Raw genomic sequence first — 13129 nt, 5'->3', positions numbered from 1 at the left:
ATCGACAAAGCGTTGTGTTTGTCAGCTGCGAAGAAGGAAGAGTATGAAGCAATTTGCTACGTCCGTCAACTCCTTCTTTTTCTCGTCTCACTCGGCATTTGCATGCGTCGTTCAGCGAGGGGGCGAATTATAGCCGTGCCCTGCTCACCCCGCAAGCGCTATTTTGCAGTTGGGTAAATATTGCTGTGTGATATCGTAGCGCCGACCATACCCTGCCTCATCCACATAGATTCCCATGCCTATCCCACACATCAGCCCTACCGCCAATCCCGCCCTGTCCAGCGCACTTGAACACGCCATCAACAGCAAGACCAAGCCATTGGGCAGCCTCGGCATGCTGGAAACCCTGGCCCGTCAAATCGGCCTGATCCAGCAAAGTACGCAACTGGCGCTGCACCAGCCCGCCATCATCGTTTTCGCGGCCGACCATGGCGTCGTTGCCGAAGGCATTTCTGCCTATCCACAAAGCGTGACCTGGCAGATGGTGGAAAACTTCCTGGGCAACGGCGCCGCCATCAATGTCTTTGCCCGCCAGAACGATTGCGCCTTATATATAGTAGACGCGGGCGTGAACCACGATTTCGGCCCGCGCGACGGCTTGCTTGACCATAAACAAGGTCCCGGCACCCGCAACTTTGCCAAAGAGCCCGCCATGAGCCGGGAACAGTGTCTGGCCGCCATGCAGGCGGGGATGGGACTGGTCGCCAGCCTGGACGGCAATGTGCTGGGCTTTGGCGAAATGGGCATCGGCAACACCACGGCCGCGGCAGCACTGATGCACAAGCTGACCGGCACGCCCGTTGCCGATTGCGTCGGCGCCGGCACGGGCCTGTCGAAAGAGGGCGTACGACATAAACAGCAGGTGATCGAAGCGGCCGTCGCCCATCACACGGCAGTCGATAAGCCGCTCGACGTGCTGGCCACCTTCGGCGGTTTCGAAATCGCCATGATGGCCGGCGCCATGCTCAAGGCAGCCGAACGACGCATGGTCCTGCTGATCGATGGCTTCATCGTCAGCAGCGCCCTGCTGGTGGCGGCCCGTTTGCAGCCGGCCATCCTCGACTACTGCGTGTTTTCGCACTGCTCCGATGAAAACGGCCACCGCCAGCTGCTGGCCAGCCTGGATGCGCGGCCGCTGCTGCAACTGGACCTGCGCCTCGGTGAAGGCACGGGTTCCGCACTGGCCTTGCCGCTGCTGCACGCGGCAGTCAATTTCATGCGCGAGATGGCCACCTTCGCCTCGGCCCAGGTCAGCGAAAAGTCCACGCCAGACTAAGACCATGGCTAATCCCTTTGCCGCAGCAACCCACCAGTGCCGTCTCTTTTTCATCGCGCTGCAGTTCTTCACGCGCCTGCCCATCCCCCGCTGGGTGGGGTTCGAGCCAGCCTGGCTACAGCATGCCTCGCGCTACTTTCCCCTGGTGGGCGTGGTGGTGGCGGCCATCTGCGGCACGGTGTATGTGCTGGCCAGCTGGCTGCTGCCATCGCCGGTGGCCGTGCTGCTAGCCGTCGCCGCCGGCATTTACCTGACGGGCGCCTTCCATGAAGACGGTTTCGCCGACATGTGCGACGGCTTTGGCGGTGGCTTGACGCGCGAGCGTGTGCTGGAAATCATGAAGGACTCGCGCATTGGCGCGTATGGCGCCATCGGCATCATCTGCCTGCTGGCCATCAAGTGCACGGCGCTGGCCTCGTTGCCGCCACACATCGTCGTGGCGACACTGTGCATCGCCCATCCTTTGTCCCGCCTGGCCGCCGTCTCGCTGATCCGGTTCATGGACTATGCACGCGACGAAGGCAAGTCCAAGCCCATGGCACAGGAAATGCACACGACTGAACTCATCATCGCCGCTATCTGCGGCCTGCTGCCTGCCATCGCCTGCGGCGCTCTGGGGATATTCGACTGGGCCACGCTGGTCTTTGCCGTCGTGGTGGCGGCAGCTGCCGCTTTCTGGCTGGGCCGCAAATGCCTGCGCCGCCTGCAAGGCTACACGGGTGACTGCCTGGGCGCCGTGCAGCAAGTGGCGGAAGTGGCGGTCTATTTGGCCATCCTCTCCAGCTTTCAGCCTCCACTGCGCTTCTACTGAACAAGCATGCGCCTGATCCTCGTCCGCCACCCCGCGCCGCAGGTGACCAGCGGTACCTGCTATGGCCGCAGCGACGTGGCGGTGGCGCCTCACGAAATGGCCATGGTGCGCGCCAGCTTGCAGGCAACCTTGCCGCCGCATGTACCGCTGTATGCCAGTCCGCTGCGCCGCTGCGCCGGCCTGGCGACGACCTTGGCGCAGGACTTGCCCGCGAGCGCCCTGCGTTTCGACGCGCGGCTGGCGGAGATGGATTTCGGCGCGTGGGAAATGCAGCCCTGGCACGCGATTGCGCGCGCGGAAATCGATGCCTGGGCAGCCGACCTGGCCTGGTACCGCCCCGGCGGGGGCGAGAACGTGCTGGCGATGGCCGCCCGCGTCGACGCGTTTCTAGGCGATCTGTTGCGCGAACAACACGAAACGGTCGTCATCATCTGCCATGCGGGCACCATCCGCCTGCTGTCGGCACTGCAAGCCCGGTTGCCATTGGAAGAAACGGCCCTGCTGGCCGCCCATTCCGCCCATAAAATCGCCTATGGTGCGACGGTCGTCGTCGATTTCTGATATTGAATTGTCCAGCCGACCATGTCAGTCCATGCCTGCTGCACGTATAATGGCGGGGTTTTGGTGCCCGCGCTCATGTCCATGAGCGCAGTTAAACGGGAAACACGATGCCGCGATCGCGGCGAGCGTGTGCTGCCCCCGCAACGGTAAGCAAGTGTCGCCCCTCCCTACCGGAAGCGAGCGACAAGCTATCTCTGACAACCACTGTGCTTGCAATCATCGAGCATGGGAAGGTGGGATAGCCGTACTTGCCAGCCCGGATACCGGCCAGGACAGGTGGAAGTGTGCGAACGGGGATGTTCGCGATCCGAATGGCCGACTGGCCGTCTTCGATCGTCATCTTCAGTTCCCACTTCTGTTCAATCTGGCCTACGGGGACGTCGGCTGGTTGCATATTACTTACTGAAAATTATCATGACCCATGCTGTTTCCCGCCACGCGGCCCTCACGTCGCTCGCGCTAGCCATTGCCGCGCCTGCCGCTTTCGCCCAGACCACGTCAAACACATTCGATCCGGTGATCGTCACCGCGACCCGCACTCCACAAAAAGCCAGCGAATTGCTGGCCGATACGAAAATCATCACCAGCGAAGATATCGCCCGTTCGGGCGCAGGCTCGGTCACCGAGTTGCTGCAAAAACAGCGCGGCATCGAAGTGACGCGCAATGGCGGCGCAGGCACGGCGTCGTCTGTATACATCCGTGGCGCGAACAGTACCCAAAATATCGTTCTGGTGGACGGCGTCCGCATCGGTTCCTCGACACTGGGAACCGCCACCTGGAGCCCGGTTCCACTGGCCAATATCGACCGTATCGAGATCGTCTACGGCCCTTTGAGCACCCTGTACGGTGCCGACGCCATCGGCGGCGTCATCCAGATTTTCACCAAAAAGGGGAGCGGCACACCCGTGGTTGGCGCATCGGTCGGCTTTGGCAGCGATGCCACGCGTCAATATGACGCCAGCGTTTCGGGTGCAACCGGTGGCTACAATAGCCTGAGCTACTCGCTGAACGTCAGCAAGGAAAAAAGTGACGGCTTTTCGGCCACCAAACCAGGTAATTCCTATTACAACGCCGACAAAGACGGCTACGACAAGAAAAGCGTCACGGGCCAGCTTGGCTTCCAGTTGGCCAAGGGGCACGACCTGGGCCTGATGTTCATGAACAGCAAACTTGAAGCACAGTACGACAGCGGGCCTGGCTACGATACGCGCAGCAATCAAAAACTGGAAAACATCGGCGTATTCATGAACAATGAATTCGTTCCAGGCTGGCACAGCAAGGTACAAGTTGCCGAAGCACGCGACAAGGCCAACGAGGACACCTCTGCGGGCGCGGCCGGCAAGAGTTCTCTGGAAACCAAGCAATCGACTTTCGACTGGCAAAATGACATCGCCATCGGCGTCGACACGCTGCAATTGCTGGCCAGCTACCGCAAGGAAGAAGTCGTCTCCAGCGCCAAGCCGATCTTGAATCGTACCCGCGACACCAAGTCGCTGGCAGCTTCCTACACCATGAAGCGCGACCAGCACCTGCTCAGCGCCAGCCTGCGCCGCGACAAGATGTCGGAAAGTGGTTCGACCACCACCGGCAGCCTTGGTTACGGCTACCAGATCAACAATGCCTTGCGCGCTACCGCCAGCTATGGCACCAGCTTCCGCCAGCCGACCTACAATGAACTGTATTACCCAGGTTATGGCATTGCCAGCAACCGTCCTGAAAAGGGCCGCAATGCGGAAATGGGCCTGCGCTACGATGATGGCAAGACGCAGTTGAGTGCCGTGTATTACCATAACCGCGTGACCGATCTGTTGATCTATGCAAACACATGCCCGGTTGAAGCATCGACCCATCCTTATGGCTGCGCCTATAACGTCAACAAGGCCTTGCTGGAAGGTCTCACCTTGGCCGGCCGCCATCAGTTCGGCGCCTTTGGCATCAGCGGCAATATCGACCTGCAAGATCCGCGTGATGAGACCACCGACAAGCTGCTGGTGCGCCGCTCGAAAAAGCACGCCAACTTTGCAGCCGACTACAGCATCGCCAAGCTGAAAACCGGCGCCGAACTGCAATTGTCGGGCAAGCGCTATGACGATATCGACAACAAGACCCGACTGGGCGGCTATGGCTTGCTAAACCTGTTTGCCACCTACCAGGTAGCGCAGGACTGGTCGGTCCTGGCGCGCTGGAACAATATCACTGACAAGAAATATGAACTGGCACGTGACTACAATACCGCTGGTTCCAACTTCTTCGTCGGCCTGCGTTACGGCTCGAAATAACCATGTTGTAATGATGTAAGCTGCGGGCGATGGCATGCCGCCATCGCCCGCAGATGCAGTTCTGCAGTCCCCGTTTTTAAGGCAGTACATGCACCCATTTTTCCGCAACATGCGCCACCGCGCCACCGTAATCCTCACGGTGCTGATCGCGTGCGCGATTGCCAGCCTGATTTTTTCCGGCATGATCGGTTCGATCGCGATTCCGCTCGCCGACCTGCCTTCCGCCCTGTTCCATGTCGTGCAGGGCAAGACCGATACCCTCGCCGCCACCCTGCTCGACCTGCGCCTGGGCCGCGCGCTTACCGCCTTTGTCACCGGCGCGGCGCTGTCGCTGGCCGGCCTGATGATGCAGGCGCTGCTGCGCAATCCCCTGGCCGATCCTTACGTGCTGGGCATTTCCGCCGGCGCTTCCGTTGGCGCGCTGGCCGCGCTGCTGTTCATGTGCGCGCTGTGGGTGGTCGACGCGGCCGCCTTTGCCGGCGCCGTCGGCGTGTCCATGCTGCTGTACTTTTTTGCGCGCCGCGACCTGCGCGGCGGCACGGCGGCCGAAGGCGGCGCCTCGCTCTTGCTGCTGACGGGCGTGATCCTGGCCTCGGCCTGCATGGCCATCGTCACCCTGATGCTGTCCATCGCCCCGGAAAGCCGCTTGCGCAGCATGGTGTTCTGGATGATCGGCGACCTGTCCGGCGCGCCCGCGCGGCTGATGCCCTGGCTGGTCCTGGCGGGCGCCCTGGTCTTCGCACTGCGCTGCGCGCGCTCGCTGAACGTCATGGCGCTGCACGCGGAAGCGGCCAGCACCCTGGGCGTGCGCGTGGGCGCCCTGCGCAAGGGACTGTTCTTCTGTTCCGGCCTGCTCACGGCCAGCGCCGTCACCAGCGCCGGCAGCGTGGGCTTTGTCGGCCTGATCGTGCCGCACGCGCTGCGCTTTGCCTGCGGCCCCGACCATCGCCTGTTGATACCGGCTGCCGCGCTGGCCGGCGGCACCTTCCTTGTACTGGCCGACACGCTTGCGCGCACCGTGCTGGCACCGTTACAGCTGCCCGTCGGCGTGGTCACGGCCATGATAGGCGCGCCCGTCTTCCTGTACCAGCTCCATCGATTGCGCAGGAGATGAAACAAGCATGATACGCACCTACCAACTTGGCCTAAAGGCAAGCATGCGCTCTCTCGTGGAAAACCTCATCTGGCATATCAAGGATGGCGAATGCTGGAGCGTGATCGGCCGCAATGGCGCGGGCAAGAGCACCTTGCTGCGCACCCTGGCCGGCTTGCGCGAACCGGATGCGGGCCATGTGACGATACAGGGCCGCGCCCTGGTCGACTGGCCGCTCGACGAACTGGCGCGTGAACGGGCCTTCCTGGCGCAGGCGCGGCACGATGCGTTCTCGTACCGCGTCATCGAAACCGTGCTGTCGGCGCGCCATCCGTATCACGACAACCATTACTGGGAAGGCAGCGACGACCAGCGCATCGCCCTGGCGGCGCTGGCGTCGATGGAAGTGGAACACCTGGCCGAGCGCGACGTGCGCAGCCTGTCCGGCGGCGAACGCCAGCGCGTGGCAATCGCTGCCATGCTGGCGCAGGATACACCCTTGCTGCTGCTGGACGAACCGGCCAACGCGCTGGACCTGGCACACCAGGTCAGCGTCATGGGCCTGCTGTCAAAGCTGTGCCGCGAACAGAATAAAACCGTGGTGATGGTGGGGCATGACCTGAACCTGGCGCACAGCGTCTCGACCCATGCGCTACTGCTGATGGGCGACGGCGGCTGGCTGGCCGGTCCGGTGGCCGAGGTAATGCGGGCATCCATCCTGGGCGACTACCTGGGCCACCCTATCGAGATCATCGATCACGGCAAACGCAAGATATTCATACCGAAAGAGGACTGACATGAGCGACAACAAGAACATCGACGCGGACACCGCCGCCATCAACGAACGCCACCGCGTGCGCATGGAGCGCAAGAAAGCCATCATCGATGCGGCCATCGCCAAGGCCGACAAGGAAATCGGCATCATCATCGTCAACACGGGCAATGGCAAGGGCAAGAGTTCGAGCGGCTTCGGCATGGCCATCCGCGCCATGGGCCACGGCATGAAAGTGGGCGTGGTGCAGTTCATCAAGGGCGCCATGTCGACGGGCGAAGAAAAATTCCTGCGCCGCTTCCCCGATGAAATCAGTTTTCATGCGATGGGCGAAGGCTATACCTGGGAAACGCAGAACCGCGAACGCGACATCGAAAAGGCCGAACTGGCATGGGAACAGGCGAAGACCTTCCTGGCCGACCCCAGCTACGGCCTGGTACTGTTCGACGAACTCAATATCGCCCTCAAGTACAAATACCTCGACGTGCACAAGGTCATCGCCGACCTGCTGGAACGCCCGGCCATGCAGCACGTGGTCATTACGGGCCGCGGCGCGCCGGATGAACTGATCGCCATCGCCGACACCGTCACGGAAATGGCCGTCGTCAAGCATGCCTATGCGGCCGGCATCGGCGCGCAACTCGGCACCGAGTGGTAACAGCGCCATGACGCGCACCCTGGTCTTTGGCGGCGCCCGATCGGGCAAGAGCGCCTACGCCGAGCAACTGGCGCGGGCGTCCGGCAAGGAAGTCATCTACATCGCCACCGCGCAGGCGGGCGATGGCGAGATGGCCACCCGCATCGCGCATCACCGGGTACAGCGCCCGGCCGGGTGGACCACCGTGGAAGAGCCGCTGCGCCTGGGTGACGCCATCCTGCGACAGGCGCACCCGGGCCGCCTGCTGCTGGTCGACTGCCTGACCCTGTGGCTGACGAACCTGATGTTTTCCACCGGCGAGACCTATCCTGACGTGGGCGACATCGCCCTGCCCGAGCTGTTCCACAGCGAGCGCGCACACCTGCTGTATGCGCTGGCCGAAATCGAGGAAAGCGGCTGCGACCTTGTCCTGGTATCGAATGAAGTGGGCATGGGCATCGTGCCGTATGGCGCCATCTCGCGCTGCTTCACCGATGAAGCGGGCCGCCTGAACCAGGCCGTGGCAGCCGTCTGCGACAGGGCCGTGTTGGTCGCCGCCGGCCTGCCCCTGCACCTGAAAGGCGGCCCATGCTGAGCGGCCTGTCGCTGCCCATGCTGGCGGGCCTGATGACGGCCGGCGTGCTGCTCGACATGCTGCTGGGCGAGACGCGCCGCTGGCATCCGCTGGTAGGCTTCGGCCGCCTCGCCAGCGCGCTGGAACGCCTGTTGAACCGGGGCCGCGGGCGCTTTCTGCGCGGCGTGCTGGCGTGGTCGCTGGCCGTGCTCCCCATCAGCTATACCGCCTACTGGCTGTGCGGCCTGGTGGGCGCCGCCCTCCACGTTTTCCTGCTGTACCTATGTCTGGGCCTGCGCAGCCTGCGCGACCACAATCAGCCCATTGCCGACGCCCTGGCCATCGATGACCTGGACAACGCGCGCCTGCTGACGGCGCGCATCGTCAGCCGCGACACGGCCAATGCCGACGCGGCCAGTCTGGCCAAGGCCAGCACCGAATCCCTGCTGGAAAACGGCAACGACGCCGTCTTCGGCACCGTGTTCTGGTTTGCCGTGGCGGGCGGCCCCGGCGCCGTGCTCTTCAGGCTGGCCAATACGCTGGACGCCATGTGGGGCTACCGCAATGCACGCTACGACTGGTTCGGCTGCTGCGCCGCGCGCATCGACGACCTGTTGAATTATCTACCGGCGCGCCTGACGGCCCTGTCCTATGTCTTGCTGGGCAAGACCATGGCCGACAAAAAACGCGCGTGGCAGTGCTGGCGCAGCCAGGCACCCAACTGGGGCAGCCCGAATGCGGGCCCCGTCATGGCCAGCGGCGCCGGCGCCCTGGGCCTGGCCCTCGGCGGCGACGCCATCTACGACGGCGAACTGGAACGCCGCCCGGCTTTGGGTAGCGGTCGTCCCGCCGAAGCGCGCGATATCGATCGCGCCTGGCGCCTGGTGGCCGAAACGGCCGTGCTGTGGCTGATCTGGGTGGCGCTGCTGGCAGGCCTGTTCTACCTGAAGGGAAAATACCTTGCTTGAACATGGCGGCAACCTGCGCGACGCCGCGCGCGAATACGGCAGGCCGCTGGAAGACTGGATCGACCTGTCGACCGGCATCAACCCGCACTGGTATGCAGCGCCAGCACCGAACGCCAACGCCTGGCACCGGCTGCCGGAAGCCGATCCCGCGCTGGCCGCTGCCGCCTGCGCGTATTACGACGCGCCGGCCATGCTGCCCGTGGCCGGCACCCAGGCTGCCATCCAGGCCCTGCCCCGGCTGCGCGCGCCGTCGCGCGTGGTGGTGGCCGCGCCGTCGTATGCGGAACATGCGCACCACTGGGGCCAGCACGGCCACCAGTTGCAGCAAGTGCCGTATGCGCAGCTTGCCGATGCCGTCGACCATTGCGACGTGCTGGTCGTCTGTAATCCGAACAATCCCACGGGCGAGCGCATCGCGCCCGAGCTGCTGCTGGAGTTGGCGGACAAGCTGACCGCGCGCGGCGGCTGGCTGGTGGTCGATGAAGCGTTTGGCGATACGGAATCGTGCGCCAGCCTGGGCTCCCACTCTGCCCGGCCGGGACTCATCGTGCTGCGCTCCGTCGGCAAATTCTTTGGCCTGGCGGGACTGCGCCTGGGCTTTGTCGCCGCCCATCCAGCCTTGCTTGCGCAGCTAGCCGACCTGCTGGGGCCATGGGCCGTCAGCGGCCCGGCGCAGCACGTGGCGCTGGCCGCCCTCGCCGACACGCATTGGCAGGTAGCGATGCGCGAGCGCCTGCGCGGCGAAGGCACGCGCCTGCGCCAGCTATTGGCAGCGCACGGCATCGCCAGCAGCGGCACGGCGCTGTTCCAGTGGTGGCCGGAGGAGCGCGCCGAAGCGTTCTGGCGCCACATGGCGGAATCGGGCATCTGGGTGCGCCTGTTCCGCCACGCCGCCCACGGCATCCGCCTGGGCCTGCCCCCCGACGAACACGCCTGGCTGCGCCTGCAGCAGGCCCTCACCACATGGAAACACATATGAATCACTTGAAAACAGCACTGCTACTGACCGGACTGGTCTCGCTGCAGGCGCAGGCAGCCATCACCGTGCGCGACGACGACGGCAACACCGTCACCGTGCAAAAACCGGCGCAGCGCATCCTGGCGCTGGCGCCACATGTGACGGAACTGCTGTTCGCGGCCGGTGGCGGCGACAGGATCGCCGGTGTCGTCAGCTACAGCGACTACCCGGAAGCGGCAAAGAAGATCACGCAAGTGGGCGACAACCGCCAGTACGACATGGAACGCATCATCGCCCTGAAGCCGGACCTGATCGTCGTGTGGATGCATGGCAGCGCCGAGCGCCAGATTGCCATGCTGCGCCAGCTGAAGGTGCCCATCTATCACAGCGAACCGCGCAAGCTGGCCGACATCCCCGACAGCATGGATCGCCTGGGGCAGCTGATGGGAACGGAAAAAACCGCCAAACCGGCGGCGGCCCGGCTGCGCGCCAAACTGGCCAGCCTGACGGCGCAATACGCGCAGCGCCCGCCCGTGCGCGTGTTTTACCAGGTGTGGGACAAACCTTTATATACCTTGAGCGGCGCGAGCATCATCAGCGACTCCATGCGCGTGTGCGGCGCGCAAAATGTCTTTGCCGCGATGAAGGTGGTGGCGCCCGTCGTCACGCCGGAAGGCGTGCTGCAGGAAGACCCGGAAGTCATCTTCGGCACCAGCGAAAAAAACGATCCGCGCAGCGAAGGCGGCCTGGCCATGTGGCGCGCCTTCCCGTCGATGACGGCCGTGCGCAAGAATAACCTGTTCCAACTGAATGGCGACCTGCTGAACCGCGCCGGCCCGCGCATGATCGAGGGTACGGCCGCCATGTGCGAACAACTGGAAGTGGCCCGCCAGCGCCGCAACACTCCCGCGGCCAAGGCCGCGCCATGAGTCACGCAGCGAGTCACTACCAGCGCATCGCCTGTCTGTCGACGGAAGCCGTGGAGACGCTGTATGCGCTGGGCGCCGAAGACGTCATCGCGGGCATTTCCGGCTTTACCGTGCGTCCGCCCCGCGCGCGCGAGGAAAAGACCAAGATCAGCGGCTTTTCCTCTTCCAGCCTGGAGCGCATCCTGGCCGTCCAGCCCGATCTCGTGATCGGTTTTTGCGACATGCAGGCCGATATCTGCCGCGACCTGGTGAAAGCCGGTATCGAAGTGCACCAGTTCAACCAGCGCACGGTGGAAGGCATCCTGCGCATGATCGGCGTGCTGGCCGCACTGGTGCAGCGCGAGGAAGCGGGACGTGAACTGATCGCCAGCCTGCGCGTCGACATCGCAGCCGCCCGGGCCCGCGCCGCAGCCTGGACGCGCAAGCCCGTGATTTACTTTGAAGAGTGGAACGATCCGCTGATGAGCGGCATCGGCTGGGCGGCGGAATTGATCGACATCGCCGGCGGCACGGACGCCTTCCCGGAATTGTCCGCGCAGCCGGGCGCGAAAGAGCGCATCATCGCCGATCCGCAAGAAGTGGTGCGGCGCGCGCCCGACATCATCATCGCCACCTGGTGCGGCAAGAAGTTCCAGCCGGCGCAGCTGACGGCACGTCCGGGCTGGGATGCTATTCCCGCCGTACGCAATGACATGCTGTTCGAGATCAAGTCGCCCGACATTCTTTCGCCCGGTCCAGCCGCCATCACGCAAGGCTTGCGCCAGATCAGCGACATCATCGCGCAGTGGCAGGAGAATCAGAAAGAGCGGCAAGCATGAAGAGTCCCTTCCCCGCCCTGATGGTGCAAGGCACGACGTCGGACGCGGGCAAGAGCACCGTCGTCGCGGCCCTGTGCCGCCTCTTGAAACGCCGTGGCGTGACGGTAGCGCCGTTCAAGCCGCAAAACATGGCCTTGAATAGCGCGGTGACGAGCGACGGCGGCGAGATCGGCCGCGCGCAAGCCTTGCAGGCGCTGGCCTGCGGCATCGCGCCCCACACGGACATGAATCCGGTGCTCCTGAAACCATCGTCGAACACGGGCGCGCAAGTGATCATCCACGGCAAGGTGCGCGCCGAGATGGATGCGCGCGACTACCAGCAATATAAAACCATCGCCATGGGCGCCGTGCTGGAATCGTACGCGCGCTTGCGCCAGCAGTACGACGCCGTCGTCGTCGAAGGCGCGGGCAGCCCCGCCGAAGTCAATTTGCGCGCGCGCGACATCGCCAACATGGGCTTTGCGGAAGCCGTCGACTGTCCCGTGATCCTGGTGGCCGACATCGACCGTGGCGGTGTCTTCGCCCACGTCATCGGCACCCTGGCCTGTTTGTCCGACAGCGAACGGGCGCGCATCCTTGGCTTCGTCATCAACCGCTTCCGCGGCGATATCTCGCTGCTACAACCGGGCATCGAATGGCTGGAACAGCAGACGGGCAAACCCGTGCTGGCCGTGCTGCCCTACCTGCAAGGCCTGTTCCTCGACGCGGAAGACGCCGTCGAAGCGATGCAGGCCGAACGCGGCGCCTTCAAGGTGGTGGTGCCGCAACTGCCGCGCATCAGCAACCACACGGATGTCGACGCGCTGCGCGCCCATCCCGATATCGACCTGCAATTCATCAAACAGGGGCAGCCGATTCCAGCGGCCGACCTCGTGATCCTCCCCGGCAGCAAAAACACGCGCGGCGATCTGGCGTGGCTGCAGCAGCAAGGCTGGCCCGCCTACCTGGCAAAACACCTGCGCTATGGCGGCAAGGTGCTCGGCATTTGCGGCGGCTTCCAGATGCTGGGGCAAAGCGTGTGCGATCCGCTGGGCGTGGAAGGCGCGGCGGGAGAGTCGGCGGGACTGGGTATGCTCGACATGGCGACGGAGCTGACGCGCGACAAGCGGCTGGAACAGGTGCGCGGCCACTGCGCGTTTGCCGGCGCGGCCGATGCGCCCGTGGCAGGCTATGAAATCCACATGGGCGTCTCGCATGGCGCCGCGCTGGCGCAGCCGGCTTTTGTCATCGACGGCCGTCCGGAAGGGGCGGTATCGCAGGACGGACAAATCCTCGGCAGCTATTTGCACGGCATGTTCGACACGCCCGCCGCGTGTGCGGCGCTGCTGGGCTGGGCGGGGCTGGGCTCCGGCCACACGGTGGATACCGCCGCCCTGCGCGAGGCCAGCCTGGAGCGCATCGCCGATGCGGCCATCCCGCTGCTGGCGGCCCTGGACCACCTCAAACGCTAGC

Annotated in this window: 13 protein-coding genes and 1 riboswitch; all 13 genes read left to right on the top strand. The window is 64.2% G+C overall.

All coding sequences use genetic code 11. From position 1 onward, the window contains the following. Positions 1 to 235: 235 nt before the first annotated feature. The 13 genes from cobT (at position 236) to O0881_RS26820 (ending at position 13128) form a co-directional block, all read left to right on the top strand. On the top strand, positions 236 to 1276 hold the full coding sequence (gene cobT, locus O0881_RS26880) for a nicotinate-nucleotide--dimethylbenzimidazole phosphoribosyltransferase (protein ID WP_289913681.1): 1041 nt from the start codon (positions 236 to 238) through the stop codon (positions 1274 to 1276). A gap of 4 nt (positions 1277 to 1280) precedes the next feature. Further along, entirely contained in the window at positions 1281 to 2087 is an 807-nt protein-coding gene (locus O0881_RS26875; RefSeq protein WP_289913679.1) for an adenosylcobinamide-GDP ribazoletransferase, read from the top strand. A gap of 6 nt (positions 2088 to 2093) precedes the next feature. Continuing rightward, positions 2094 to 2648 (top strand): histidine phosphatase family protein, encoded by a 555-nt coding sequence (locus tag O0881_RS26870; protein WP_289913677.1) that lies wholly within the window; start codon positions 2094 to 2096, stop codon positions 2646 to 2648. A gap of 44 nt (positions 2649 to 2692) precedes the next feature. Then, positions 2693 to 2935: riboswitch (cobalamin riboswitch) on the top strand. Further along, complete coding sequence (locus O0881_RS26865; RefSeq protein WP_354670227.1) at positions 2925 to 4928, top strand: TonB-dependent receptor; 2004 nt, start codon at positions 2925 to 2927, stop codon at positions 4926 to 4928. (Overlaps the previous riboswitch by 11 nt.) A gap of 88 nt (positions 4929 to 5016) precedes the next feature. Continuing rightward, complete coding sequence (locus O0881_RS26860; RefSeq protein WP_289913676.1) at positions 5017 to 6042, top strand: iron ABC transporter permease; 1026 nt, start codon at positions 5017 to 5019, stop codon at positions 6040 to 6042. A 7-nt stretch (positions 6043 to 6049) separates the two neighbouring features. Beyond that, positions 6050 to 6817: an ABC transporter ATP-binding protein gene (locus O0881_RS26855; RefSeq protein WP_289913675.1), complete on the top strand. Its 768-nt coding sequence runs from the start codon at positions 6050 to 6052 to the stop codon at positions 6815 to 6817. Between the two features lies 1 nt (position 6818). Continuing rightward, positions 6819 to 7451 (top strand): cob(I)yrinic acid a,c-diamide adenosyltransferase, encoded by a 633-nt coding sequence (gene cobO / locus O0881_RS26850; protein ID WP_152257650.1) that lies wholly within the window; start codon positions 6819 to 6821, stop codon positions 7449 to 7451. Positions 7452 to 7458: 7 nt separating this feature from the next. Then, positions 7459 to 8025: a bifunctional adenosylcobinamide kinase/adenosylcobinamide-phosphate guanylyltransferase gene (gene cobU / locus O0881_RS26845; RefSeq protein ID WP_289913674.1), complete on the top strand. Its 567-nt coding sequence runs from the start codon at positions 7459 to 7461 to the stop codon at positions 8023 to 8025. Next, on the top strand, positions 8019 to 8972 hold the full coding sequence (cbiB, locus tag O0881_RS26840) for an adenosylcobinamide-phosphate synthase CbiB (RefSeq protein WP_289913673.1): 954 nt from the start codon (positions 8019 to 8021) through the stop codon (positions 8970 to 8972). Before cobU ends, cbiB begins: the two co-directional genes overlap by 7 nt. Further along, positions 8965 to 9951, top strand: coding sequence for a threonine-phosphate decarboxylase CobD (cobD, locus tag O0881_RS26835; protein ID WP_289913672.1), 987 nt, complete (start codon positions 8965 to 8967; stop codon positions 9949 to 9951). Before cbiB ends, cobD begins: the two co-directional genes overlap by 8 nt. Then, entirely contained in the window at positions 9948 to 10859 is a 912-nt protein-coding gene (locus tag O0881_RS26830) for a cobalamin-binding protein (RefSeq protein WP_289913671.1), read from the top strand. Before cobD ends, O0881_RS26830 begins: the two co-directional genes overlap by 4 nt. Continuing rightward, positions 10856 to 11677, top strand: a complete 822-nt coding sequence (locus tag O0881_RS26825; protein WP_289913670.1) for an ABC transporter substrate-binding protein — start codon at positions 10856 to 10858, stop codon at positions 11675 to 11677. The genes O0881_RS26830 and O0881_RS26825 overlap by 4 nt, the downstream gene beginning before the upstream one ends. After that, entirely contained in the window at positions 11674 to 13128 is a 1455-nt protein-coding gene (locus O0881_RS26820) for a cobyric acid synthase (RefSeq protein ID WP_289913669.1), read from the top strand. The genes O0881_RS26825 and O0881_RS26820 overlap by 4 nt, the downstream gene beginning before the upstream one ends. The last annotated feature ends 1 nt before the right edge of the window (position 13129 follow it).

Source organism: Janthinobacterium sp. SUN100, from assembly GCF_030397705.1.
In the GTDB taxonomy this organism is placed as follows: domain Bacteria; phylum Pseudomonadota; class Gammaproteobacteria; order Burkholderiales; family Burkholderiaceae_D; genus Janthinobacterium; species Janthinobacterium kumbetense.
The sequence above is the reverse complement of the archived record's forward strand: the minus strand, read 5'-3'. Positions and strand labels throughout refer to the sequence as shown.